We start from the raw sequence: 23696 nt of genomic DNA, 5'->3' as shown, positions 1-23696 counted from the left end.
ATGCCGCCCGCGCTGGCGCCACGACCATCATTGCACTAACAATCAAATTGGACCCGTCCGTGGGGGCCGATCACCTGCTGCTGTCCACCTGCGCGCTTGGCGCCGGGCTGATCCTGCCCCCCTCCCTGCTGCAGGCACAGGAGCTGCCCACCGGCGGCACCATCGCGGCAGGCACGGGCAGCATCGGCACCTCGGGCAGCACCATGACGGTGACGCAGACCAGCAATCAGCTGATCACCAACTGGAACAGCTTCTCCATCGGCAGCGGCGCGACGGTCAATTTCGTGCAGCCAGGCGCCTCGTCCATGGCGCTCAACCGCGTCACGGGGCAGGACCCGTCGCAGATCCTCGGCAATCTCAATGCCAATGGCCAGGTGTTCCTGATCAACCCCAATGGCATCGCCATCGGCACCAGCGGGCGGGTGCAGACAGGGGCCTTCGTCGCCTCCACGCTCGGCATCACCGACAGAAAATTTCTGGCCCATGACTTCACTTTCACCGGCAGCGGCGGTTCCGTCACCAATGCGGGTGAAGTGTCCGGCGCGGTTGTGGCCCTCATCGCCCCCACCGTGCGCAACAGCGGCACCATCACCGGCGATACAGCCCTTGCCGCGGGAACGGATGTGCTGCTGGATTTTGACGGCGACGGCCTGATCTCGGTAGAGGTGAAAGCCTCCACCATGGAGGCGCTGGCGGAAAACAGCGGCCTGATCCAGGCCGATGGCGGCACCGCCATTCTCACCGCCAGGGGCGCCTCGGAAGCGAAAAAGGGCATCGTCAACAACACCGGCACGGTGGAAGCCAAGGCCATCGGCTCGCGCAGTGGCCGCATCCTGCTGCTGGGCAGTGATGAAACGAACGCCAGCGGCGCGCTGAAAGCCAAATTTGTCGAAACCTCCGCCAAGAAGGTGAAGCTCGGCAAGACGCTGAAAGTCGAGACGGACGGCGGCAGCTGGCTGATCGACCCCACGGACATCAACATCGGCGCGGACATGGCAGCCGCCATTGAGGCAAGCCTTGCCAGCGGCAATGTGGAAATCTCGACCACCGCTGCGGGAGCGGATGCGGGCGATATCACCGTGTCCTCAGGCATCGATTGGTCCGCCAATGTCCTCACCCTCCGGGCCGACCGGAACATTGCCATCAACGCCACGCTCAACGGCACGTCCACGGCGGGGCTGGCGCTGCATTATGGTCAGGGCGCAGTGGCAGCGGGCAACACAGCCGCCTATACCGTCAGCGCCCCCGTCAACCTTGCCTCCACCGGCAGCTTTGCCACGAAGCTGGGCAGCGACGGCGCAGTCAACAGCTACACGATCCTCACCAGCCTCGGCGCCGAAGGCAGCACGACGGGCACGGACCTGCAGGGCATCAACGGCAACCTTGCCGGGCGCTATGTGCTCGGCAGCGATATCGACGCCTCGGCCACCTCCGGCTGGAACAGTGGCGCGGGGTTCGCTCCGCTGGGCAACTTCACCACCGCTTTCTCGGGCTCCTTTGAAGGTCTCGGGCATACGGTTTCCGGTCTTTACATCGACCGGCCCTCGACCCAGGCCGTCGGCCTGTTCGGGGTTACGGCAGGCGCAAGCCTGAGCAATTCCGGTGTGACGGGATCTGTCGCCGGCGGTTCTTCCGTTGGCGGTGCCGTGGGCTGGGCGGCAAATTCCACGCTCTCCGGCCTCTGGTCTTCCGCAACAGTGGCCGGCAGCACGGGCGCGACGGGCGGGCTGGTTGGCACCATGTTCCAGACCACCCTCACCCGCTCCTTCGCCAGCGGGGACGTCAGCGGCGGCGCCGTTCTCGGCGGGGGAGTGCTGGGGGCTTTCGGCGGGCTGGTGGGCTTTCTCAACAGCGGCACCATCAGCCAGTCCTATGCAACCGGCAATGCCTCCACCAGCAGGTTTCAGGTGGGCGGGCTGGTGGGGGCAACCAGCGCCAATGGCGTGATCATCAACTCCTATGCCACCGGCAACGTCTCGGGAACAGACGGAGGCGCGCTCGTTGGCAACAACGGCGGCACGATCAGCTACAGCTATGCCACAGGCAGCGTTTCGGGAAATCAGGGCCTGATCGGCACCGGCTCAATCGCCAATGTGTCCAACGTCTTTTACAACGTGGACACAGCAGGCGCAGGCTCCATGCCCGCCAGCTGGGGCAAGACGGCCACCGGGCTTCTCGATCCCTTCCTCTACATCGAGGATGGCTGGGACTTTGCCAGCGTCTGGGGCTCGCCCAAGGCAGGCGGACTGCCGGAGCTGCGGGCGCTGTCCACGCAGGCGCTCTACGACAATTACCTCAAGGTGTCCGGCACCCTCTCCCGCGCCTATGGCGGCACGGGCAGCTTTCAGGGCAGCCTGAGCACCACCGGCGCCAGCGCCTCGGGCATCTCCGTCTCCGTCGATGTGGGCAGCGCCATCACCGGCACGACGAATGCGGGCACCTACGCCTGGTCGGAACCGGATATGGTCGAACTCGGGCTGACCGGCGGCCTGACGATGGACGATTTCTATCTCGCCTTCGGCACGGGCGGCGTCACGGTGACGCCGCGCGCCGTCAGCCTCACCGGCTCGCGGACCTACAACGGCAGCACCAGCTTCTCGGCCCCGGATATCGTTCTGGGCAACCTTGCCAATGGCGAGACACTGACCCTCAGCGGCACGGCCACCCTCGTCAACAAGAATGCAGACACGCATTTCACCGCTGACACCAGCGGGCTTACGCTTGGCAATGGCACGGGCCTTGCCTCCAATTACACGCTCACGGACGCGGTGGTGGAGCTTGATGTCACACGGGCGGTGATCACCGCCATCAGCGGCCTTGCCGTGGACAGCAAGGTCTATGACGCAACCACCACGGCAACGCTGGACACCTCCGGCGTGATCCTTTCCGGCATGGTCAGCGGGGATGATCTTGTGTTTGATGGCTCCGCCGCCTTCCTCACCGCCTCCGCAGGCACGGGCAAGACGGTTGAGGTGACAATCTTTGCCCTCAGCGGCGCGGATGCCGGCAACTATGAATATGACGCCAGCATCGGCAGCACGATCCTGCTCACGTCCGCCGCAGATATCTCGCAGAAGGCCCTCACCGTCACCGGCCTTGCCGGCCTCACCCGCATCTATGACGGCACCACGGCGGTCATCATTGACCAGAGCTTTGCCGGGCTGAACGGCGTGATCCTGGGCGATGACGTCAGCCTTGCCCCGGTGCTTGGCGCCTATGCCGACAAGAACGCAGGCAACGGCAAGATCATCACCATCACGGGCCTGACGCTTGGCGGCGCGGAAGCAGGCAATTACAGCGTCAGCGTCACGCCCGGCACCGTCACGGGCGATGTGGAAAAGGCCGTCATCACCGCCGTCAGCGGGCTTTCCGCGCAGAGCAAGGTCTATGACGGGGGCGATGCAGCAACACTCGATACCACCAATGCCGTGCTGACGGGCTTTGTCAGCGGCGATGACCTGACCCTGTCCGGCTCGGCCGCCTTCCTCGACCCGTCGGCGGGCACGAACAAGGATATCTCGGTCTTTGGCCTGGCTCTGGCCGGTGCAGACGCTGCCAATTACGAGCTGGCCAACGCGCTGGGGAACAGCTTCAACGTTTCCACGACGGCGGCGATCACGCCGAAGGCGCTCACGCTCACCGGCGTTTCGGGTCTCACCCGCATCTATGACGGCACCACGGCGGTGGCGCTGGATTTGGCCGGCGCGCAGCTGGATGGCATCATCCTTGGCGATGATGTCAGCCTTGCCAGTGCCCTTGGCACCTATGCGGACAAGAATGCAGGCACCGGCAAGGTGATCACCCTCTCGGGCCTGACCCTCGGCGGCATGGCGGCCGGAAACTACACCGTCAGCATCACGCCCGGCACCGTCACGGGGGATGTGACTCAGGCCGTCATTTCCAGCATCGGCGGCATCGCCGCCCTGAGCAAAATGGCGGACGGCACGGTGACGGCCACGCTCGACACCTCCGGTGCGCTTTTCAACGGCATGGTCACGGGCGACATGCTGAGCGTGGCCACCGCGAACGGCGTCTTCGCCGATGCAGAGCCGGGCACGGGCAAGACGGTGCTGATCAGCGGCCTCAGCCTCGGCGGCGCGGACGCCATGAACTACACCCTCGCCAGCAGCACGGCCACGGCGCTGGCAGACATAACGCTGCCGGTCGCGGGGCAGCCGGGCACCGTGTCGCGCGTGGTCAGCAGCTGGTCCCTCTTCGGCGGGCTCTTCTCCCCCGCCGGTCGAACCACCCCCCTCACCTTCGCCTCCCTCGGCAGCACCCCGCAGGACATGACCGGCATGGATCTGATCGAGGATGAGCGGAGTGAATGACCCGCACAGTCACCGGAAATAGACGGCAATCCGGTTGCCGTTGATTTCCTGAACGGTGAAGGGGCAGCCGAAGATAGCGGTGAGAACTTCGGGGCGGATGATCTCGGATGGGGTGCCCTGAAGTGCGGCGCGGCCGTTCTGCATGACGACGATATGGTCGGAGTAGCAGGAGGCGAAATTGATATCGTGCAGCACCACCACCGCCGTCTTGCCGAAGTCGTCCGCCGCCTGGCGCAGCAGCTTCATCATGGCGACAGAATGGCTGATGTCGAGGTTGTTCAGCGGCTCGTCGAACAGCATGTAGCCGGTGTCCTGCGCCAGCACCATGGCAACAAACGCCCGCTGGCGCTGGCCGCCGGAGAGTTCGTCCAGAAAGCGGTGGCTGAGCTCCGTGAGGCCAAGATAGGCGAGCGCCTTGTCCACCTCGGCCCTGTCCTCAGCCGTCAGCCGCCCCCTGGAATAGGGGTAGCGGCCGAAGGAGACGAGATCGGTGACGGTGAGCCGCGCCGTCATCTGGTTGTCCTGCCGCAGCATGGACAGGCGCCGGGCCAGCACCTCGCCGGAGGTGTGGGCCACATCCAGCCCATCGACCAGCACGCTGCCCTGATCCATCGTGGTGAGCCGGGCAATCATGGACAGCAGCGTCGATTTGCCCGCGCCATTGGGGCCGATGATGGATGTGAGCCCGCCCTTCGGCAGGTCGAGGGTGACCCCGTCCACCACCAGCGTGTTGCCATAGCTCTTGCTGACCTGATCGATCCGGATCACCGCCGCGCCCCCTTGAGCAAAAAGAAGATAAAGAACAGCCCGCCGGCAAATTCGATGACGATGGCAAGCGCCGTGTTGAAATCAAGCAGCCGCTCCAGCACCGTCTGGCCCGCCACAAGGCAGATGATGGCAATGAGCACGGCCGCAGGCAGCACATGCCGGTGGCGGCCCGAGGGCATCAGCAGATAGGCAAGGTTCGCCGTCAGCAGGCCGAAGAAGGTGACCGGCCCCACGAGCGCCGTGGAGACCGAGACAAGCACGGTGATGATCATCAGCACCTGCCGCGTCACGCGGGCGTGGTCCACCCCCAGCATGATGGCACTGTCCCGCCCCAGCGCCATCACATCAAAGGTGTGGCCCAGACGCCAGGCAGCAAGGCTGGCTCCGGCAATGAGCAGCGCCGAGACGCCCAGCAGCGTGCCATCCACCGCATTGAAGCTGGCAAAGAACCGGTCCTGCAGCACGACGAATTCATTCGGATCAATGACCCGCTGCAGGAAGCCGGCAAGGCTGCGGAACAGGGCACCAAGCAGGATGCCCACCAGCATCATCAGATGCAGGCCCTTGATGGCGCCGGAGAACAGCAGCTGGAACAGGATCAGCGAGAAGCCGGCCATGATGGCGACTTCGCCCACGAACAGCAGGCGCGGGTCAAGGCTCGTGACGAAAGCGGAGCCGAGGGTGAAGACCAGCACCGTCTGCAGCAGCACATAAAGCGCATCGAAGCCCATGATCGAGGGCGTCAGGATGCGGTTGTTGGTCAGCGTCTGGAACAGCACCGTGGAGACGGCCACCGCATAGGCCACCAGCACCAGCGACGCGAGCTTCTGCCCCCGGAAGGGCAGGATGAAGGCCCAGCCGGCCTTGACGCCAAGCGTCATGAAGGCGGTGGCGGCGGCGAGCGTCAGGAGGCCCAGCAGCAGCAGCACACCGGCTGGCGTCAGCCGCCTTGCACCGGTCCGGTACAGGCGCTCAAGCCGCATGGGAGCGCCTCCGCAGCAGCAGGAACAGGAAGAACACGCTGCCCACCACGCCGAGAACCGAGCCTGCCGGAATCTCGAAGGGCGCATTCACCGTGCGGCCGATCAGATCGCACAACAGCACCAGCAGCGCGCCGGTGACGGCGATCAGCGGCAGAGTGCGGCGCAGCCGGTCGCCCAGAGCCATGGCGACGAGATTGGGCACGATCAGCCCGACGAAAGGCACCACGCCCGCCGTGACCACCACCGCAGCGGTGACCATGGCAACGATGAAGAGGCCGAGCAGCAGCACCTGCCGGTATTTGAGGCCGAGGCTGACGGCGAAATCCTCGCCCAATCCGGCGAGGGTGAAGCGGTCGGCGGCCACATAGGCGGCAATGGTGAGCACCAGGCTGAGCCACAGCACCTCGTAACGCCCGCGCAGCACGGCGGAAAAATCACCGCTGGTCCAGGCGCCGAGGGTTTGCAGCAGGTCGAAGCGGTAGGCGAGGAATGCGGTAACGGCGCTGATCACCCCGCCCAGCATCAGCCCCACCAGCGGCACCATCAGAGCTGAGCGCAGGGGGATTCGCTCCAGAATGGCGATAAAGAGGAAGGTGCCCGCCAGCGCGAAACCGCCGGAGACGAGCATCTTGGCCATGACCGGCAGGTCCGGCGCGAAGAACAGCACCAGCAGCATGCCCAGCGAGGCCGATTCCACCGTGCCTGCGGTGGAGGGCTCGACAAAGCGGTTGCGTGCCAGCATCTGCATCAGGGTTCCTGCCACGGCCATGCCAGCGCCCGCCAGAATGAGGGCGATCGTGCGCGGAATGCGGCTTTCGGCCAGCAGCATCAAGGCCCGCTCATCCGCCGCACCACTGACCACACTCCAGAAGGAGACGGGGCTGGCACCGGTGAACAGGCTGGCTATCGCAAGACCGAGGGTCAGGAGAGAGGCTGGCAAAAGGAACTTCAAGTCAGGGCTCTGAAAGGATTGCGGCGGCTGCGCCCCGGAGGAGACGCAGCCGCCTGATACGCTGACAATCAGAAGAAATTACTTGCCGCTGAAGGCAGCGTTCAGCTGGTCTACCGTATCCTGCATGGCGGTGATGCCACCGCCAATCAGATACCAGTTGGCCGCATTGAGGTAGACCACCTGTTCCTTCTGCCAGGCCGTGGTCTGGCGGACGATTTCGTTGTCGAGAAGCTGGCGGGCGGCATCGCCTTCCCGGCCGATGGCCGCATCACGGTCCAGCACGAACAGCCAGTCCGGGTTACGCTCAAGGATATATTCAAAGGACGCCGGCTGGCCGTGTGTGCCGATCTTGATGTTCTCATCAGCCTGCGCAAGGCCGTACTCGCCAAAGATCACGCCAAAGCGCGAGCCTGCGCCATAGGTGCTCATCTTGCCGCCGGTGGTGAGGATGAACAGGCCCTTGCCTGCGCCCGCCGTCTTGCCCTTCAGCTCTTCGACGGAAGCCTGATACTTCGCTGTCAGTTCGTCCGCCTTGTCCGTCTTGCCGAAAAGGGTGGCCAGCGTCTGGAGGTTCTTCAGGGCCGAGCCGGTGAAATCCCCGAAATCCACCGACAGGTCGATGGTGGGCGCGATCTTCGCCAGATCCTCGTATTTGGCGGCAGAGCGGCCCCCAACGATGATCAGATCCGGCTGTGCAGCGGCAACGGCTTCAAAGTCCGGCTCGAACAGGGAGCCGATCTTCTGGTACTTGTCATCGGCATATTGCGCCAGATGGCCCGGCTTGTTGCCGCCCGGCACCCCGGCCACTTCAACGCCAAGCGCGGTCAGCGTGTCCAGAGCGGCCATGTCATAGACGAACACCTTGGCCGGGACCGCAGGAAGCGTCAGCTCGCCCTTGGCGTGGGCCACCTTGACTTCGGCAGCGGCAACGCCCGTCAGCGCGGCGGAGAGAACCAGAGCGCTGGCAAGGCCAGCAGCCAGCCGCTTCATGGAGAACATATGCGTCATTTCCAGAACCTCGCAGCAGCAGCGCTCACGCCAGTGTGACGGCGGCAGCGCCTTGCCTGAACAACATAAGTTGAGTTTCTAAATCCACTTATGTAGATACTGCTGCCAAGGGTCAACGCGCATCATTTTGAGCAATTCCAATTTGCGAAAAACGCAAATCCTCCTCAATCAGGCGCTCGGGCACAAGGCAGAACACAGGTGGACATTGGCCGGATGAAATTGCTGATCGCGCTGGATGCGCTGCTGCGGGAGGGCAGCGTGTCGGCAGCGGCGGCCAGTCTGGGGATGCAGGTCTCGGCCATGAGCCGGATGCTGGCACAACTGCGCGAGTTCTACGGCGACCCGCTGCTGGAGCGTACAGGCCAGGGCATGCGCCCGACGCCCTTTGCCGAAGCCCTGCGGCTGAAAGTGCGCGGGCTGGCCAATGATGCCGAACTGCTGCTTGCCCGCACGCCGGACAGTGCATCCGCCCTGCCCTGGGGCAGCCATCATGGGCCGGGGTCCAACTCCGCCCGGGCGTTTTCCCGGCATCATGCCCCGTATCAAACCCAGCCTCAGGCAACCCCGCTGGCGCCGGGCTCCAGCGCGGTGGACCGGCTGGCGGGCGAGCCCTCGCCGCAGATGATTGCCGAGCGCATGGCGCTGATCGGCCATGCCTCGGCCCCCAGCCAGCGGCTGGCCAAATACATCGCCAGCATTGCCGCCGGGCCGGGCCGCACCCGCCCGCTGACGCAGGAAGAAGCCCGCGATGCCCTCGGCATCGTGCTGCGGGCCGAGGCGGACCCGTTCCAGACCGGCGCGCTGCTGGCCACCATGCAGTTCCGGGGCATGACGGCGGTGGAGCTGGCCGGCTTTGCGCAGGCGGTCCAGCTGCATGCGGCAGGCCCCGGCACGGGGGAGGCGGCGGAAGCGGCAGAGACGGCGATAGCCGATCTCAACTGGCCGGCCTATCTCTCGCCCCGGCTGCGCACCGTGCCGTGGTTCCTCCATGCCGCCCGTCTGGTGGCCATGGCCGGGCACAGGGTGCTGGTGCATGGCTTCGGCAGCAACATCGCCTCGGGCATCCTGCTGCAACGGGCGGCGGAGGCCGCTGCCATTCCCGTGGCGGACAGTCTGGAGGGCGCAAGGCAGGCGCTGGCGCAGAAGGGCATTGCCTATCTGCCCGTCACCGCCTATTGCCCGCAGCTGGCGGGCCTGCTTGCCCTTTATCCGGCGTTTGAAATGCGCACGCCGGTCAACACCGCCGTGCATGTGCTCAATCCGGGCGGCGCCCCCGCCTCGATGCTGGGCGCGGCGCAAACGTCCGGCCGGGAGCTGTTCCGCACCGCCGCCGCCCTCACCGGCTGTCTGGACGCAGCCGTCACCGGCGCCAACCGCGACTTTGCGCAGGTGACACCGGACCGGCCGACGCCGGTGTTCCGCCTGACCGGCGGCGAGGAAGCCCGCTTCACCCTGCCTTCGACGCCCGCCAGCCGGATGCCGATTCCCGCCGCCCTCACCCAGCAGGAATACTGGCTGGCCGTGTGGACGGGCGCGGCGCGCGACGAGCTGGCGGAAGCGGCCATCCTGAAGACCGCAGCCCTCGCCCTGATGACCCTGCGGCGTGCACCAGAAGCGGAATTTTCCGCCTGCCTTGAGGACGCCGCCACCCTCTGGCACAACCGCCCGCGCCAGCTCCGCCCGGCCGCCGCCGATGCCGCCAGCGTGCGAAAGCCATAGAGCGGGGGCAGTGTTTACAACGGACTGCCAGTCAGGCTCACCGGTTATGGCTTGAGGAAAGCCTGCGCTCTGGTCATTCCGGCACGGCCTGTCTGCTCCCCTCCACCTTGAGGGGCTACCGGATTCACACATCGTCTAAAAGAGGCTGCGAGCGCTGCTTTGATGCTGGAAAAGGTAAGCAGTTCCACAGGCCTCAGGATTGTCAGAGGTCTGCAGCGGCAATTTTTCAAAGGCAAAGCCTGCTTTCTGAATAAATTCCGATATATCTTGATTTTCGATATATCTAGTTTATATCGAGGGGCATGAGACACAGACATTCACACCCCCACCGTCATGGCGGCCACGGCCCGCATGACCCCCTGCACGAAGGCCATCCCGGCGGACACCGCCGGGGCGGTGGACACCGGCGGCTGTTCGACTATGGCGAACTGCGGCTGCTGGTTCTGGCCCTGATCGCGGAAGAGCCGCGGCATGGCTATGAGCTGATCAAGGCCATCGAGGACCGGTTTGCCGGCAGCTACAGCCCCAGTCCCGGCGTCATCTATCCAACGCTGAGCTGGCTGGAGGACATGGGCTACAGCGCCATCACGGTGGAAACAGGCGGGCGCAAGCGCCACACCGTTACGCCCGAAGGCGAAGCTTTTCTGGCCGCCAACAAGGCCCTGGCCAGCGAACTCATGAGCCGTGCCCGCAGCGGCGTGACGCGGGGCTTTGCCCCCGCGCCCGTGGTCCGGGCCATGGAAAACCTCAAGACCGCCCTGCGCCTGCGCCTGCGGGACAGGGAAATTGACCCGGAAACCGCCCAGAAGATCGCCGCTGCCATCGATGCGGCGGCCCTTGCCGTGGAAGAAAGCTGATGACGACTGAAACCACCACCCTGCCCACCCGCCGCTGCATCGTGGAAACCGAAAAGGCCAGCCGCTACCTGCAGCAGCTGTGCAAGCACTTCCAGCACAAGATCCCGGCCGAGTTCGACACAGAACAGGGCAAGATCACCTTCCCGATGGGCGTGTGCACGCTGAAGGCCGAAGGCACGCGCCTGACCATGGACGTCACGGCCGCAGACAGCGCCGCCCTTGACCGGCTGCAGGATGTGGTCGGCAGCCACTTCATCCGCTTCGCCTTCCGCGAGCCGCAGGAGCTTTCCTGGCAGGCAGCGTAAGCCCGCAATCCCCCGCTGCCCGCAATGACGCATCTGATGATCTGTGGCAGGGCCTCTCCGCCCCCCCTGCACAGGCGTGATGACGCAGTTCATTGACAAGACGGGCGGGGCAGTGGATCAGGGTGTCATCAGATCCGGCCTCCGGTTCCCGTGCGGACGGCAGGCCAGTGCCCCGGCGCTTGCAGGAAAAGACAGACCGATGACCACGCCCGTCCAGCCGCAGCATGACACGATGCCTTCCGTGAGCCCGCTCGCCCGGGAAAAGCTCGCAGCCCTGGGGGAGCGGCGGTTCAACGTGGCCATCATCGGGCTTGGCTATGTCGGCCTGCCGCTGGTGCGGGCCTTCTGGCGGGCGGGGTTCGAGGTCACCGGCTTCGACATCGATCCGCCCAAGATCACCTCGCTGATGGCGGGCAAGTCCTATATCCGGCATTTTTCCGATGCGGACGTTGCGGCCATTGCGCAGAGCGGGCGCTTTCATGCCACCTCGGACATTGCGGATCTGGCCTGCGCCGATGCCATCCTGATCTGCGTGCCCACGCCCCTGACCCGGCACCGGGAGCCGGATATGTCCTATATCGTCAGCACGGCAGAGCATCTGCTGCCGCATCTCAAGGCCGGGCAGACGGTGATCCTGGAATCCACCACCTATCCCGGCACCACGCATGAGGTGCTGAAGCCCATTCTGGAGCGCTCGGGGCTCAAGGCTGGCCGCGACTTCTTCCTCGCCTTCTCGCCGGAGCGGGAAGATCCGGGCAACCCGAACTACGAGACCTCGACCATTCCGAAGGTCGTGGGCGCCGATGATCCGGACAGCCGCGCCATTGCCATTGCCCTTTATGCAGCCATCGTCCAGTCCGTCGTGCCGGTGAGTTCGGCGGCAACCGCCGAGGCGGTGAAGCTGAGCGAGAACATCTTCCGCTCGGTCAACATCGCCCTCGTCAACGAGCTGAAGGTCATTTACGGCCGCATGGGCATCGACATCTGGGAAGTGATCGAGGCGGCCAAGACCAAGCCCTTCGGCTACATGCCCTTCTATCCCGGCCCCGGCCTTGGCGGCCACTGCATCCCGATCGACCCGTTCTACCTCACCTGGAAGGCGCGGGAATTTGCCATCACCACCAAGTTCGTGGAGCTGGCGGGCGAGATCAACACCGCCATGCCCGATTACGTCATCACCCGCACCGCCGAAGCCCTCGACGAACGCTTTGCCAGGGGCCTCAACGGCTCGCGCGTGCTGATCATCGGCGCGGCCTACAAGAAGAACGTCGATGACATGCGCGAGAGCCCGGCGCTGGTGCTGATCGAGCGGCTGAAGCTGCGCAAGGCAACCGTCGAGTATCACGACCCTTACGTCCCCGCCCTGCCCAGCACCCGCAAGCACAAGCCGCTGATGGGCATGAAATCGGTGGACCTGAGCGCGGAAACCCTTGGGCAGTTCGATGCGGTGATCATCGCCACCGACCACGACTGCATCGACTATCAGGCCCTCGTCAGCGCCAGCAAGCTTGTCATCGACACCCGCAACGCCACGAAAGCCGTGACGGAGCACCGGGACAGGATCGTCAAGGCGTGATCCGCAAAAGTGTGATGTGACGGCAGGCCAGATCTGCTCCGGCAGAGGATAACCGGTACAGCCCCAGAGCCTGACACGGAGCATGCCGCCATGACGAAACACCGCGCCCTTCTGGTCCGGCTTTGCGCCGGACTTGCCGCAGTCCTGCCCCTTTCCATTGCGCCGGTCTGTGCGGGCGCAGCGGAAAGCGGGCAGAAGCCCGCAAGCTTTTTCGCCGCGCAAGGTTGTGCCATTGGCCCTTCCACCATGGCAGCTGCCATCACGCAAGGGATCAGCCCGGCCGATATCGAAGCCTATTCGCAAAAGGTGCGCAGCCATCCGCAGACGGCGGCAACCGTGACTGGCTGGTGATCGCTCCCGGGCTTTGCGAGATCCGCCTGCCATCGGTTACAAGCGAAATCCGGGTCTCTGACGCCGAAGTGACCCAGAACCTCTCCGCCATCGATGCCTATGCAGGGGAAGGAGCGTCCGGCTGCTATCTCGACGGTTAAGGGCTGCAGAACGCGCTGATGGTTTTCCACCGCTGGGGCCGGGAGAAGGTAACCCTTGAATATCTGCGTTTCCTGAGTGCTTCCCTTGTTGCAGGGGAACTGACGTTCTATTCAACGAGCAACCTGCGCACCCCGCCCGGCTTCGCCGTGACAACCGGACAATGTGGTGACATCCCGCAAATGCCGGAGATCAGGCGCAGCCACGATCTGCTGATCCAGCACTTCGGAGCGCTGATCCGGGCCGACGCAGCAGGCGAAGCCACCTGCGAGGGTGGCGGTGTGCCAAGCTGGAAGTTCGATGAAGTCTCCCAAAAGGTCATGGGCGAAACGGGCCCGAATGCCTGGCTGGGCTTTGAAAGCCGGATCATCGCCATGGGCGCGGGCTGGTACGACGGCATGACAGCCACCAGCAAAGGCGAACCGCGCCCGCCGCTGTGCCGGTACGAACAGGCGGAGCCAGCACCCCCGAACCGCAGCACCTGATAACCTCCAGCCAGCCCTTTTCCGCCTTTTGCCAAATCAGCAAATTGGAAGACTTCTAATTCTGCGGCATTGACCCGGAAGCCTCGCTGAAAAATATGAACTCACAATTCATATTAATGGGGCAAGCCATGAAACGCGCAACCGGACAGAACAGCCATTCGTGCCAGCAGGCAACTGCAGGGACGCCACACCTTTCGTCAAAAGCTTTCAGGATCAACCTGTTGCGCGCCAGCTCCCTGGGCGCCTTCCTGCTGGCGGCTGGCTCTGCAGCCGCGCAGGACGCCAGCGGCGAAGACGCCACATCTCTCGACAAGATCGTCCTCTCGGCCGAAGAGCAGCTGAAGCAGGCGCCGGGCGTATCCGTGATCAGCGCCGCTGATCTGGAACGCACACCGGTCGCCAATGACATTTCGGAAATCCTGCGAAAAATGCCGGGCGCAAACCTGACCGGCACCACCTCCTCCGGCCAGCGCGGCAACCAGCGCCAGATCGAACTGCGCGGCATGGGACCGGAAAACACGCTGATCCTCATCGACGGCAAGCCGGTTCTGTCGCGCAATTCCGTGCGCATGGGCCGTGCGGGCGAGCGCGACACGCGCGGCGACACCAACTGGGTGCCGGCCGAGATGATCGAGCGCATCGAGGTGATCCGGGGTCCTGCGGCAGCGCGCTATGGCTCGGGCGCGTCAGGCGGCGTGGTGAACATCATCACCAAGCGGCCCGAGAAGATGAGCGGCTCCGTCACCACCTATTTCGCCCTGCCGCAGCATTCCGAAGAAGGCGGCACGGTGCGCACCAACGTGACCCTTGGCGGCCCGATCCTCGACTGGCTCTCCTTCCGCCTCAATGCAGGCTATGCGCGGACGGAGCCTGATGATGAGAACATCAACGCGAGGGCAACGGTTCCCGGCGGCACCTTGGCGGCAGGGCGTGAAGGGGTGATCAACAAGGACGTGCGGGGCCTTTTGTCCTTCACCCCGCGCGATGATCACCGCTTCGATCTGGAAGGTTCCTACAGCCGGCAGGGCAATCTCTTTGCCGGAGACAGCCAGCTTGGCACCATCGCGCCGGCGGTCCGCGACAGCCTGTTCGGCACCGAGACCAATTCGATGACCCGCCGCACCGTGTCGCTGACCCATTCCGGCGACTATGACTTCGGCAAGTCCAGCAGCTATGTCCAGTGGGAACGCACGCTCAACCGGCGCCTGTCGGAGGGGCTGGCGGGCGGGCCGGAAGGCTCGATCCAGGCCAACTCCACCTGGGGCACGATCACCCTCGACAATGTGACGGCCAAGAGCGAGTGGAACCTGCCGCTGCATATCGGCTTCGAGCAGATGCTGACGATGGGGGCCGAATTCCGCGGCGAATGGATGAACGATCCTGTGTCGATCCTGCAAGGGTTGAACGGCGCCACCGTTCCCGGCACGGTGACCGATCCGGCGCTGCGTGACCCGAATGTCAGCGCACAGATGTTCGGCGTGATGCTGGAAGACAATATCGAGATCACGGATGACTGGACCCTGACGCCCGGCATCCGCTTCGATCATCACAGCTCCTTCGGCGGCAACTGGAGCCCCAGCCTCAACACCACCTACAGGCTGACGGAGACCATCTCGCTGAAGGCCGGTATCGCCCGCGCCTTCAAGGCCCCGAACCTCTATCAGCTCAACCCGAATTACGTGTACCGCACCAATGGCAATGGCTGCCCCATCGACTATCCCAATCTTGGCAATGGCTGTCTCGTGCTGGGCAATCCGGACCTGAACCCGGAAATCGCCATCAACAAGGAAATCGGCATCAACTACAATGATGACAGCGGCTGGAATGCCGGCATCACCTATTTCCACAATGACTACAAGGACCGCATCGCCTCCGGCATGGTGCCGGAAGGCCGCTCGGGCACCGCGCAGTATTTCCGCTGGTACAATGTGCCCGAAGCCGTGGTGCAGGGGCTTGAAGGCAACCTCGCCGTGCCGGTCATGGAGGGCCTGACCTGGAGCACCAACGCCACCTACATGATCGAGTCCAAGGACAAGCGGAACAACCAGCCCCTGTCGCTCATCCCGGAATACACGATCAATACCTCGCTGGACTGGGCCGCGACGGAAAAGCTGACGCTGATCCTGTCCGCCACCCACTATGGCAAGACGGAGTCCCCGACCCTGAGCGCCACCACCGGCGGCGCAGTGGCCAACCCGGAAGCGCGCGGCGCCTACACGCTGGTCAATGCAGGCATGAAATATGATCTCAACGGCCATTTCCGCCTGAACGCCGGTGTGAACAACATCTTCGACAAGCGCCTGTTCCGCGAAGGCAACAGCAACCAGGCAGGTGCCAACACCTACAACGAGCCCGGCCGCACCTTCTACCTGTCGCTCTCCGCCACATTCTGAGGCTGAGCGCAAACAACCGGCAAGATCAGACGGCAGGCCTGACCACGGGCCTGCCGTTTTTGCATATGCATCGCAGTCCACGAGGTCTTGCGATGCAAGGGCCACACCCTGTTCAGTCCGGCTTCCTGCCGTCCGCCACACTCCGCGCCGCCCCGGCCTCCGGGCCGGGGCCTGTTAGGGACGCAGTGCAGCGGTGCCTCAAGAGCAAAGACCGTGCAGGCATTCTTACGATTGGAAAGGCGGTGCCATCCTTACAGGTCCCGGCTCGGGGGCCGGGACGGTGCGGCGGGAAGGGCAGTGCCCCGAGCAAACCCTTTCCCCCGCATCACGACCGCCTGTCTGCAACGACTGCAAGGCAGCCTGAGCACGGGCCTGCCGTTTTTGCATCGTCGTGCCTTCACAGATCAACTCCCGCCCGAACCGGGCCAGTCCCGCGACGTGTGTATGACGCGCAAGATAACAACGTTCTCAAGGCTGCCGATCAGCCGCAGCTCATAGGAAATGATGTATGGCAGGCGAGTGACAGACTTCTCGTAAGTGCCGGTGACCCGGCCAGGCCGGCCGGTCGCAATCCCGCCAAGGGCCTCACCCGTGTCGCGCAGCCGGTCAGCGACCTGCCGCGCCGCAACTGGATTATCCTTGGCAATGAACGCGATCTGTTCCCGGATGTCATCCAGCGCTGCGCGCGCCCACACAACAGGCCGCTTCACTTGTCTTCCGCGCCGTTGATCACCGCATAGAGTTCAGCCATCGCCTGATCATGCGGGACGACCCGGCCAGCGGCCGCATCGTCCATGCCCTGCTTGATGCCGTCGATGATCTTGAGCTCGCGCTCGACATAGGCCGCAATGGCCTCAGCAGCCAGAAATGACTTGCTGCGCCGGGTATCAACCGCGATCCGGTCCAGCTGTTGCTTCACCTCGGGACTGATCCGGATTGTCATCGTGGTGCTGGCAGTCACGGTGTGCGCTCCTGTGTTGATATGTGTACAAACTACCACACTGCCCGCAAATCTGCCAGACATCACCCCATCTTCGGCACCTGACGACCGCGCCTCACGACCGCCGGTCCGCCGCAAGTCCGAACAGCGAGCGGGCGAGATGCAGGCGGCCTTCGCCGGCACGCTCGATCATGGCACGGAAATAGCCGCCGGGACGGGAAATCTGTTCCGGATCGCGCAGCGCCTTTTCCGCCACCACCGCAAGGCAGGCAGCCGCCACATAGCGGCCCTGCTGCTCGACGGCTTGCGCATAGGCCGGGGGGCTGACGCCGATCAGCACCCGGATCTCCTCTGCCGCCTCGCAGATCGCAGGCCAGGAGCTGAGCCTGTGACGGATAACCGCCTGAAGCTCGGAGCAGGCGCTTTCAACGAGACCCGCCGGCACATCATCGAGCAAACCATGATGGGAGGCCCCTTGCGCCCTGCCCTGCTGCATGTCTCTTTGCGTGGCCCGCTGAGTTTTCTGCCGGGCCTCCTGATGAATGTCCCGTTGAGTATCCCGGCCCGCCCCTCGCGGCCTTGCCGCTGGCCGCAGTTTCGGTTGCTCACGGGCAGGATCGCCGCAAGGCTCTTTTTCAAGAGCCATTTCAACGGCGCAGCCGTTGTCAGTTTTTGTATTGATGTCTCGCCCGTCAGGGCGAGTCCGATTGATGTTACTTTCTGAAGAGTCGGGACGGTTTGTAATAGATAAGGAGGTGACGGGAATGTCACCCGTGGATGACATATATTCAGAAAAAGCTGCATGATCAGAAGCGGCTGAGTCCAGAGCGTCCTGATAAAGGGCACGCATCCGCTCCAGCCTGAATCCCAAAAGCGTGTGTCGTTCCTCAAGGATGGTCAGGGCGCAGGCCCTGAAGCCTTCCAGGCCCTCGCAGGCCTCATCCAGATCGGCAATGGCACGGGCAAGACGGGTCAATTCCCGGCGGGCGGCCTGATCGGCCTTGATCTGCGCCTGAAACGCATCGGCAGCAGCCCGGAAGCTTTCCAGATTGACGCAGGCCGGCGTGAAATCGAGGCCATAGGCTTCGATATGGCCGGAAGCATTGTCCTTCTGCACGTAGCGCCGGCCCGTGGGGCTGTCGCGGTAGGCGAGGATCCCGGCTTCCACCAGGCGCTTCAGGCAGCGGATCACCGTGCGCGGATGGCGGCTGGTGTATTCGGACAGGCGCTGGTTGGAGATGGCAACCACGGGCCGCCGGCCGGCCTTGAAATCCTCCGCCTGCACAAGGCCCAGCAGAATGTCGAGCACGTGATAGGACGTGCCATCAATGCCCAGAGCGGGAGCGGCTCGCTTGAGAACGAGGGATAGATCCTGCTTCGTGACAACCGGACGCTCTTCCTGCTGCGACAGAACGGCGGACGCAAGAATGCCTGGCGTCACCTTGCGGAAGGTGGCGATCGAAGTGGTGGACATGAAATCCTCCATCCGCCACGAGCGTGACGCCCGGACGGTGAACAAGATGGAGGTCAGAACGGGGGAAACGGGCACAAAAGTGCTTGTGCGCTCAAGACCGGGTCTTGAACGTGATTCGCTTTTCGCCTACAAGAAAAGGGTGCAAGGTTTCGTGTGGGCGAAGTCCCATTCGACCGTGAAATCGGGGATCATCTGGTTGCCGCCAGATGGTCCCTTTTCATTTGGCCTGTTGCGTCATTCCTGCTCCTTTCGGTGTTTCGGGCCGCTGTCATAGTCCGGTGCTGCGGGCCTGCTTGCGTGATCTTACCCCACCTTGCCGGGTGGGGGATAAGTTGCCATCAGCTTTTTTCGCTGCTGCCGCCGGCGTCCTTTTCAAACTCCTCGTAAAGCTGCTCCAGCCGCCCGCCCAGCCAGGCGCCAAAAGCCGCCTCCTGCTTCGGTATGGTCAAGGTCACGCCGGAGGATCCCGTCTTCAGCTTGCCCAGGAGGCGCTTGCCGGAGCGGATTTCCTGTTCAGCGGTCTGGCCGGGCGCCCTCTCTGCGCCCTTGCCGCGCGCTGCCTTTGCCGCAAGGGCCATGCGCGCAGGCGCATCGCCCGCCAGAAAAGCCTTGGCATCCAGAATGGCGCGGATGCGCGGGGCAGCTTTGGCATCGTCGAACAGTTTGGCAAAGGCGGTCCAGGCCGGCCGGCCGACATTGCGCGCCCGGCCGATCGCCAGCACAATGTCCTCCGGCACGCTGGCCGCTACCTTCAGCAGGGTGGAAACGGTCGATTCCGTCACGCCCAGAACGGGCTGCATGTCGCGCTGCTTGAAGCCCGCTTCCTTCAGCTGCTGCGCCCACAGCGCCTGCTCGATCCAGGTCAGGTTCTCGCGGACGCCGTTTTCCACCGACTGCTCGCGGATCAGATCCATGTCGGACAATGGGCGCACATAGGCGCGGATTTTCACCGTCTCCGGACGGCCGCTCTCCTGCATCAGCGCCAGCACGGCCGCAAGGCGGCGGTGGCCATAGGCCAGCTGATAGCGCCCCTCCGCCGCCGGGTGCGGGCGCACCAGAACCGGGATCTTCTGCCCTTCGGAGGAGATCGACAGCTTCAGTTCCTCCAGCGCCCCGGCGGCCTCTTCATCGGCGGCAAAGCGGTCGCGGAAGGGCGAAGGATCGATCTTGCCCGGGTCCAGCGCAACGATGCTGTCCTCCTTCAGCTGCGACAGGGCGCGGCCCATGGAGCTGACGACAGGCGCCACCATCCGCGCGCCCTCCGCTGCGGGCGCGGCCGGGGGAGACGACCGGGGCGTGGATTGGGGCGCGGATGCAGGCTGCGCGGCAGGCGCGGATGCCTCCGCCGTTTTCTGGGCTTCAGCCGCCCTGGCCGCCTCCGCCATCATCTTGACGATGGATTTCTTCATCCCTGCCGCCTCCATACGGACTTGACCAGGTCCAGAATTTCGCCGTTCACCTGATCGGCGCTTTCCAGTGCGCGCTTCAGCGGCTCGCGCCCGACTTCGCCGGGCTCGACCTCATAGAGCGACTTCTTGGCAACGCCGGCCGAGGCCACGGCGGTGGATTCCACGGCTTCGGCCACCAGCACATCCTTGCCGAACAGGCTGCGCATGGTGCCGGCCATGATCTTCTGCGGGGCGTCGTTCGGGTTCACCCGCGTCATCAGGAACTTGACGAAATCATGCTCGAACCGCGCGCCCCCTTCCGAAAGGGTCGCCGTCACATCGGCAATCATCTTCAAGAACTGCGCACAGGAGGAAATATCCAGCATGGCCGGATGCACGGTGATGATCAGCCCCGTTGCCGCATAGAGCGAGGCGAGCGTCGTATAGCCGAGCGAGGGCGGCGTATCGAGGATGACCAGATCATAATCGTCCTCCACCGTGCGGATGGCCGCATCGAGGCGCTGGAAGAACAGGCCGAGCTCATCCGTGGTGCGGTTCACCAGCGCGTTCGGCGTGTCATATTCGAAGTCCATCAGACGCAGATTGCCCGGCACCAGATCGATGCCGGGGAAATAGGTCTTGCGGATCACGTCCTTCAGCGGCACCCGGTTGTTGTCATAACGCAGCGCGTCATAGGCCGTATCGGTGCGCTCGTTCTCGTCCTCACCGGAGCGCAGGTCCCTGTCCGGCTGGATGCCGAAGGTGGTGGTCAGCGAGGCCTGCGGGTCCAGGTCAATGCACAGCACCCGGTAGCCCTGCAGCGCCAGATAATGGGCCAGATGCACGGAGGTTGTGGTCTTGGACGAGCCGCCCTTGAAATTGGCGCAGGCGATGACCTGCAGATGCTCGCCGGCCCGCCGGTGCGGCAACAGGCGCAAGGCATCGTCCGGCCGCTGTTCGGCCAGATACTTGCGCAGCTCCCATACCTGTTCGATGGTGTAGATGCGCCGGTTGTTGTCGGCGCGCAGCGGCTGCGGCCCCTTGCCGTCCAGCGTCAGGGCGCGCAAGGTGCTTTCCGGAATGCCGAGCAGGCGCACCAGATCCAGCGTCGAAAACGTGCGGCCATAAGACTTGCGCGCTTCCGGCGGATAGGTCATCTCGCGCATGGACTGGAGCTTGTCCGACAGCCGCTGGGTGAAATCCCCGATCTTGGCGGTTGTGTCCTTGGCGCTATCCATCTCGCCTGCGAGCATCTCGATCTCCTGACGGTTTCGCATTCGAGCGCGACCTCAATACCGTCAGAAATGCCCCAGCCCCGCCGATTCTGCAAGAAATATTAGGTTAACGGAAGCTTAAGCCCAATTCCGCCGGGCGGTTGCGGCTTGCGCAATACCAAAGGCGGCTCCGGATGCCGGGGCCGCCCTTGTTGCATTGCGAGGCCGTTCTATCACTCCGCCGGGGCGGGCATGCCCTGCGGCAGCTTGCCCTTCCTGTAGGAGACGGAAGCCTCCACGAACTCGTCAGCAGCCTTCATGTTGGGCTTTGTGACGAGGCTGACGGCGATGAACAGCGCCGTCGAAACCGGCAGGGCCAGCACGCCGGCGTTGAGGCCGAAGAGCTTGTTGCCGGTCAGGTACATCCACACCACGAAGGCAACGCCGCCGATGATGGAAACCAGCGCGCCGGCCGCCGTGCCGCGCCGCCAGAAGAAGGCGCCGATGATGGCCGGAACCGTGACCAGCAGCCCGACGGAGGCGGCGACTGACAGGATGGCGATCATCGAGAATTCCATCGCGGCAAAGACCAGCGAGACGATGGAGATGAACGGGATGATCAGCTTGCCGATGAAGAGCTGGCGCGCGTCGCTCGCCCCGCCTGTCACGTTGCTCCACACATCGCGGGCAAAGACCGACGACAGGGTGAGGAGGATCGAGTCGATGGTGGAGACGGCAGCGGCCAGAATGCCGACCATGACCATGACGCCCAGAACCGGCGGCACGAGATCCGAGGCCAGCAGGGTGGAGGTGGCAAGGTCACCCTTTTCCAGCTCCGGGAAGGCGACGAAGGCGGAGAAACCCCAGAGCACCGACACGACCGTATAGACGAAGCCGAAGCACAGGAAGATCACCAGCATGCGGCGCAGCGCCTTCAGGGAAGCCGGCATATAGAGGCGCTGGCTCACCTGCGGGTTGGAGATGGCGAAGAAGAACCACGGAATGGTCAGCCCCAGGAAGGTGGTGAAGCTGAACAGGCCCGGTCCTGGCACCTGCAGCAGTTCCGGCTTGGTGGCCTGAATGGCACCGAAGAGGCCGGAGAAGCCACCCAGCTCGATCAGCACCAGGCCGCAGACCAGCACCGAGGCGACGATCATCATCAGCGCCTGCAGGCTGTCCGTCCACATCACCGAACGGATGCCGGCCACATAGGAGAAGATGATGGCCAGCACCGTGGAAATGACCACGCCCCACAGGAAGGGGATGCCACCGCCGGTCATGCCGGACAGGAGGTAGCCCACGCCCGACAGCTGAACGGCCGAATAGGGGATGAGGAACACGAGGCTGACGAGACCGGCCGCCACGGCCACCCAGCGGCTGCCATAGCGCGTGCCCAGCATCTCATAGGGCGTGACGAAGCCGTATTTCTTGCCCACCGCCCAGAAGCGCGGGCCGAAGATGGCGACGAGCGACACACCGGCGAAATAGATGATCTCGAAGCCGAGGGCGCCAACGCCGCCCTTGAAGGTGAGACCGGCAAGGCCGATCATCATGAAGGCCGAATAGGTGGTGGCCGAGTAGCTCAGCGCCGACAGCACGCCGCCCATGGAACGCCCGCCGATGAAATATTCGGACATGCTGGCAGACCCGCCCGAACGCGAGATATAGGCCACCACGAAGGAGGCGAGGACGTAGATCACCAGTCCCCAGACGACAAGGGTCACACTCATGCCTCGTCCTCCTCGAAGCTGGACGTTGCCAGAATGTTGAGGACGATGACGGCAATACCCGCCACGCACCAGAACAGGAACGAGCCATACCATTCCGCCACATTGGTGAGCAGCGTATAGGGTATGGCGTAGCAGGCGAGGACGACCACGCCTATCAAGTACAGAGCAGCTTTCGACATGTGGTGACTTCCCTCTAGAGATTGGTGGGTTGTTTTCATCCGCCTTGTTTCCGGCGGTTTGAACGGGCGTTGCACGGCGCCCGCGCGTTCCCCGGCCGTCCGCCGGGGAACATCAGGTGACGGGCTCAGCGCCCGGAAGGCGCAAGGCCGGTGAGCCAGCTTTCAATGTCCGCCGCATCGGTCACATCGGCATATTTCTGGCCCATGTCATAAAGGTTGGCGTCATGCGGGGCCGCCGCACGGTCGGCGCAGCAATCGGCCGGCACCAGCACGTTGAAGCCGCTCTGCACCGCATCCACCACGGAGGCGCGCACGCAGCCCGATGTTGTGGCACCGGTGACGACCAGCGTATCGGCGCCTGCCCCGGTCAGCAGGCCAGCAAGTCCCGTGCCATGAAAGGCCGAAGCGCCCTTCTTGGTGATCACCGGGTCCTGCGGCTGAATGCCCGTTGCCGCGTCAATCTCCACCAGCCGGCTGCCTTCCAGAAGGGCCGCCATGCCGGCCGCCTTGCGCAGCCAGGGCAGCAGGGCGATCTCGCCGGGGTGATAGGCAATCGTGGTGTAGATGACCGGAAAGCCCTTGGCACGGGCGATATCCGTCAGCCGCCGGGTGGCTGCGATCTGCGCGCTCATGTCCGCCGCCGCCGGATAGGCGGTGTCGGTGAAGCCATAGGTGAAATCGACCACCAGAACGGCAGGCCTCGTGCCGCGCGGCACCGGCTGGCCAAACCCGGCAGCCCGATATGTGTCTTCCTGCTGTGTCATGTCCTTGCCCCCCTTCGGCTGGACGTTTTCCGCCGCTCAAAAAACCGCGGCCTCTCCTCTTGCCGCAGCCCCCTCCCCCCCTTGAGGGGAGATGTCTGCGGCAGCAGACGGAGGGGGTATGCAGCATTTCAAAAAAGCAGG

General features: G+C 64.2%; 21 protein-coding genes. 9 read left to right on the top strand and 12 right to left on the bottom strand.

Annotated features, from left to right (window positions below; all coding sequences use genetic code 11):
• The first annotated feature begins 59 nt into the window (after nucleotides 1-59).
• A complete protein-coding gene (locus tag ASC48_RS15625; RefSeq protein ID WP_167345148.1) occupies nucleotides 60-4331 on the top strand; it encodes a beta strand repeat-containing protein in 4272 nt (1423 codons plus the stop codon).
• A 9-nt stretch (nucleotides 4332-4340) separates the two neighbouring features.
• Here ASC48_RS15625 and ASC48_RS15620 read toward each other — a convergent pair whose 3' ends face one another.
• The 4 genes from ASC48_RS15620 to ASC48_RS15605 form a co-directional block, all read right to left on the bottom strand.
• Nucleotides 4341-5099, bottom strand: a complete 759-nt coding sequence (locus ASC48_RS15620) for an iron ABC transporter ATP-binding protein (protein WP_055456648.1) — start codon at nucleotides 5097-5099, stop codon at nucleotides 4341-4343.
• Entirely contained in the window at nucleotides 5096-6082 is a 987-nt protein-coding gene (locus ASC48_RS15615) for an iron chelate uptake ABC transporter family permease subunit (protein ID WP_055456647.1), read from the bottom strand. Before ASC48_RS15615 ends, ASC48_RS15620 begins: the two co-directional genes overlap by 4 nt.
• Nucleotides 6072-7034: an ABC transporter permease gene (locus tag ASC48_RS15610; protein WP_055456646.1), complete on the bottom strand. Its 963-nt coding sequence runs from the start codon at nucleotides 7032-7034 to the stop codon at nucleotides 6072-6074. The genes ASC48_RS15615 and ASC48_RS15610 overlap by 11 nt, the downstream gene beginning before the upstream one ends.
• Nucleotides 7035-7112: 78 nt before the next feature.
• Nucleotides 7113-8033: a siderophore ABC transporter substrate-binding protein gene (locus tag ASC48_RS15605; protein WP_055456645.1), complete on the bottom strand. Its 921-nt coding sequence runs from the start codon at nucleotides 8031-8033 to the stop codon at nucleotides 7113-7115.
• 222 nt (nucleotides 8034-8255) lie between these two features.
• Between ASC48_RS15605 and ASC48_RS15600 the strand changes: the two genes are divergently transcribed.
• The 8 genes from ASC48_RS15600 to ASC48_RS15570 all read left to right on the top strand — a co-directional run bounded on the left by ASC48_RS15600 (nucleotide 8256) and on the right by ASC48_RS15570 (nucleotide 15866).
• Nucleotides 8256-9761 carry a glycosyl transferase family protein gene (locus tag ASC48_RS15600; RefSeq protein ID WP_055456644.1) on the top strand — a complete coding sequence of 502 codons (1506 nt, stop codon included), beginning with the start codon at nucleotides 8256-8258 and terminating at the stop codon, nucleotides 9759-9761.
• A 302-nt stretch (nucleotides 9762-10063) separates the two neighbouring features.
• On the top strand, nucleotides 10064-10618 hold the full coding sequence (locus ASC48_RS15595) for a PadR family transcriptional regulator (protein ID WP_244270079.1): 555 nt from the start codon (nucleotides 10064-10066) through the stop codon (nucleotides 10616-10618).
• Complete coding sequence (locus tag ASC48_RS15590) at nucleotides 10618-10923, top strand: DUF2218 domain-containing protein (RefSeq protein ID WP_055456643.1); 306 nt, start codon at nucleotides 10618-10620, stop codon at nucleotides 10921-10923. Before ASC48_RS15595 ends, ASC48_RS15590 begins: the two co-directional genes overlap by 1 nt.
• 232 nt (nucleotides 10924-11155) lie before the next feature.
• Complete coding sequence (locus tag ASC48_RS15585) at nucleotides 11156-12499, top strand: nucleotide sugar dehydrogenase (RefSeq protein WP_208975760.1); 1344 nt, start codon at nucleotides 11156-11158, stop codon at nucleotides 12497-12499.
• A gap of 90 nt (nucleotides 12500-12589) precedes the next feature.
• Complete coding sequence (locus tag ASC48_RS15580; RefSeq protein ID WP_055456641.1) at nucleotides 12590-12850, top strand: hypothetical protein; 261 nt, start codon at nucleotides 12590-12592, stop codon at nucleotides 12848-12850.
• Nucleotides 12847-12990 carry a hypothetical protein gene (locus tag ASC48_RS19605; RefSeq protein WP_156367103.1) on the top strand — a complete coding sequence of 48 codons (144 nt, stop codon included), beginning with the start codon at nucleotides 12847-12849 and terminating at the stop codon, nucleotides 12988-12990. Before ASC48_RS15580 ends, ASC48_RS19605 begins: the two co-directional genes overlap by 4 nt.
• An 18-nt stretch (nucleotides 12991-13008) precedes the next feature.
• Nucleotides 13009-13473 (top strand): hypothetical protein, encoded by a 465-nt coding sequence (locus tag ASC48_RS15575; protein ID WP_055456640.1) that lies wholly within the window; start codon nucleotides 13009-13011, stop codon nucleotides 13471-13473.
• Nucleotides 13474-13694: 221 nt separating this feature from the next.
• On the top strand, nucleotides 13695-15866 hold the full coding sequence (locus tag ASC48_RS15570; RefSeq protein ID WP_141658985.1) for a FepA family TonB-dependent siderophore receptor: 2172 nt from the start codon (nucleotides 13695-13697) through the stop codon (nucleotides 15864-15866).
• 404 nt (nucleotides 15867-16270) lie between these two features.
• Here ASC48_RS15570 and ASC48_RS15565 read toward each other — a convergent pair whose 3' ends face one another.
• The 8 genes from ASC48_RS15565 to ASC48_RS15530 all read right to left on the bottom strand — a co-directional run bounded on the left by ASC48_RS15565 (nucleotide 16271) and on the right by ASC48_RS15530 (nucleotide 23555).
• The gene (locus ASC48_RS15565) at nucleotides 16271-16576 is read right to left on the bottom strand and encodes a type II toxin-antitoxin system RelE/ParE family toxin (protein ID WP_055456639.1); all 306 of its coding nucleotides are present in this window, start codon (nucleotides 16574-16576) and stop codon (nucleotides 16271-16273) included.
• Nucleotides 16573-16827 (bottom strand): CopG family ribbon-helix-helix protein, encoded by a 255-nt coding sequence (locus tag ASC48_RS15560; RefSeq protein WP_050475473.1) that lies wholly within the window; start codon nucleotides 16825-16827, stop codon nucleotides 16573-16575. Before ASC48_RS15560 ends, ASC48_RS15565 begins: the two co-directional genes overlap by 4 nt.
• Before the next feature lie 94 nt (nucleotides 16828-16921).
• Entirely contained in the window at nucleotides 16922-18280 is a 1359-nt protein-coding gene (gene repC, locus ASC48_RS15555; RefSeq protein ID WP_208975754.1) for a plasmid replication protein RepC, read from the bottom strand.
• Nucleotides 18281-18618: 338 nt separating this feature from the next.
• Complete coding sequence (repB, locus tag ASC48_RS15550; protein ID WP_072242657.1) at nucleotides 18619-19689, bottom strand: plasmid partitioning protein RepB; 1071 nt, start codon at nucleotides 19687-19689, stop codon at nucleotides 18619-18621.
• Nucleotides 19686-20945, bottom strand: coding sequence for a plasmid partitioning protein RepA (gene repA / locus ASC48_RS15545; protein ID WP_055456636.1), 1260 nt, complete (start codon nucleotides 20943-20945; stop codon nucleotides 19686-19688). The genes repB and repA overlap by 4 nt, the downstream gene beginning before the upstream one ends.
• A 170-nt stretch (nucleotides 20946-21115) precedes the next feature.
• Nucleotides 21116-22612: a sodium:solute symporter family protein gene (locus tag ASC48_RS15540; RefSeq protein ID WP_055456635.1), complete on the bottom strand. Its 1497-nt coding sequence runs from the start codon at nucleotides 22610-22612 to the stop codon at nucleotides 21116-21118.
• Nucleotides 22609-22791 carry a hypothetical protein gene (locus tag ASC48_RS15535; RefSeq protein ID WP_055456660.1) on the bottom strand — a complete coding sequence of 61 codons (183 nt, stop codon included), beginning with the start codon at nucleotides 22789-22791 and terminating at the stop codon, nucleotides 22609-22611. The genes ASC48_RS15540 and ASC48_RS15535 overlap by 4 nt, the downstream gene beginning before the upstream one ends.
• 125 nt (nucleotides 22792-22916) lie before the next feature.
• Nucleotides 22917-23555 carry an isochorismatase family protein gene (locus tag ASC48_RS15530; RefSeq protein ID WP_055456634.1) on the bottom strand — a complete coding sequence of 213 codons (639 nt, stop codon included), beginning with the start codon at nucleotides 23553-23555 and terminating at the stop codon, nucleotides 22917-22919.
• Between the last annotated feature and the right edge of the window lie 141 nt (nucleotides 23556-23696).

Source organism: Pannonibacter indicus (genome assembly GCF_001418225.1).
Lineage (GTDB): Bacteria > Pseudomonadota > Alphaproteobacteria > Rhizobiales > Stappiaceae > Pannonibacter > Pannonibacter indicus.
This window is presented reverse-complemented; position numbering and strand designations above follow the sequence as displayed.

What these genes read in the sequence shown, in the direction of transcription:
- ASC48_RS15600 (WP_055456644.1), top strand. Translation starts at nt 8,256, where the DNA reads ATGAAATTGCTGATCGCGCTGGATGCGCTGCTGCGGGAGGGCAGCGTG.
- ASC48_RS15580 (WP_055456641.1), top strand. Translation starts at nt 12,590, where the DNA reads ATGACGAAACACCGCGCCCTTCTGGTCCGGCTTTGCGCCGGACTTGCC.
- repB (WP_072242657.1), bottom strand. Translation starts at nt 19,689, where the DNA reads ATGAAGAAATCCATCGTCAAGATGATGGCGGAGGCGGCCAGGGCGGCT.
- ASC48_RS15530 (WP_055456634.1), bottom strand. Translation starts at nt 23,555, where the DNA reads ATGACACAGCAGGAAGACACATATCGGGCTGCCGGGTTTGGCCAGCCG.
- ASC48_RS15590 (WP_055456643.1), top strand. Translation starts at nt 10,618, where the DNA reads ATGACGACTGAAACCACCACCCTGCCCACCCGCCGCTGCATCGTGGAA.
- repC (WP_208975754.1), bottom strand. Translation starts at nt 18,280, where the DNA reads ATGTCCACCACTTCGATCGCCACCTTCCGCAAGGTGACGCCAGGCATT.
- ASC48_RS15585 (WP_208975760.1), top strand. Translation starts at nt 11,156, where the DNA reads ATGCCTTCCGTGAGCCCGCTCGCCCGGGAAAAGCTCGCAGCCCTGGGG.
- ASC48_RS15595 (WP_244270079.1), top strand. Translation starts at nt 10,064, where the DNA reads ATGAGACACAGACATTCACACCCCCACCGTCATGGCGGCCACGGCCCG.
- ASC48_RS15540 (WP_055456635.1), bottom strand. Translation starts at nt 22,612, where the DNA reads ATGAGTGTGACCCTTGTCGTCTGGGGACTGGTGATCTACGTCCTCGCC.
- repA (WP_055456636.1), bottom strand. Translation starts at nt 20,945, where the DNA reads ATGCGAAACCGTCAGGAGATCGAGATGCTCGCAGGCGAGATGGATAGC.
- ASC48_RS15535 (WP_055456660.1), bottom strand. Translation starts at nt 22,791, where the DNA reads ATGTCGAAAGCTGCTCTGTACTTGATAGGCGTGGTCGTCCTCGCCTGC.
- ASC48_RS15615 (WP_055456647.1), bottom strand. Translation starts at nt 6,082, where the DNA reads ATGCGGCTTGAGCGCCTGTACCGGACCGGTGCAAGGCGGCTGACGCCA.
- ASC48_RS15605 (WP_055456645.1), bottom strand. Translation starts at nt 8,033, where the DNA reads ATGTTCTCCATGAAGCGGCTGGCTGCTGGCCTTGCCAGCGCTCTGGTT.
- ASC48_RS15575 (WP_055456640.1), top strand. Translation starts at nt 13,009, where the DNA reads ATGGTTTTCCACCGCTGGGGCCGGGAGAAGGTAACCCTTGAATATCTG.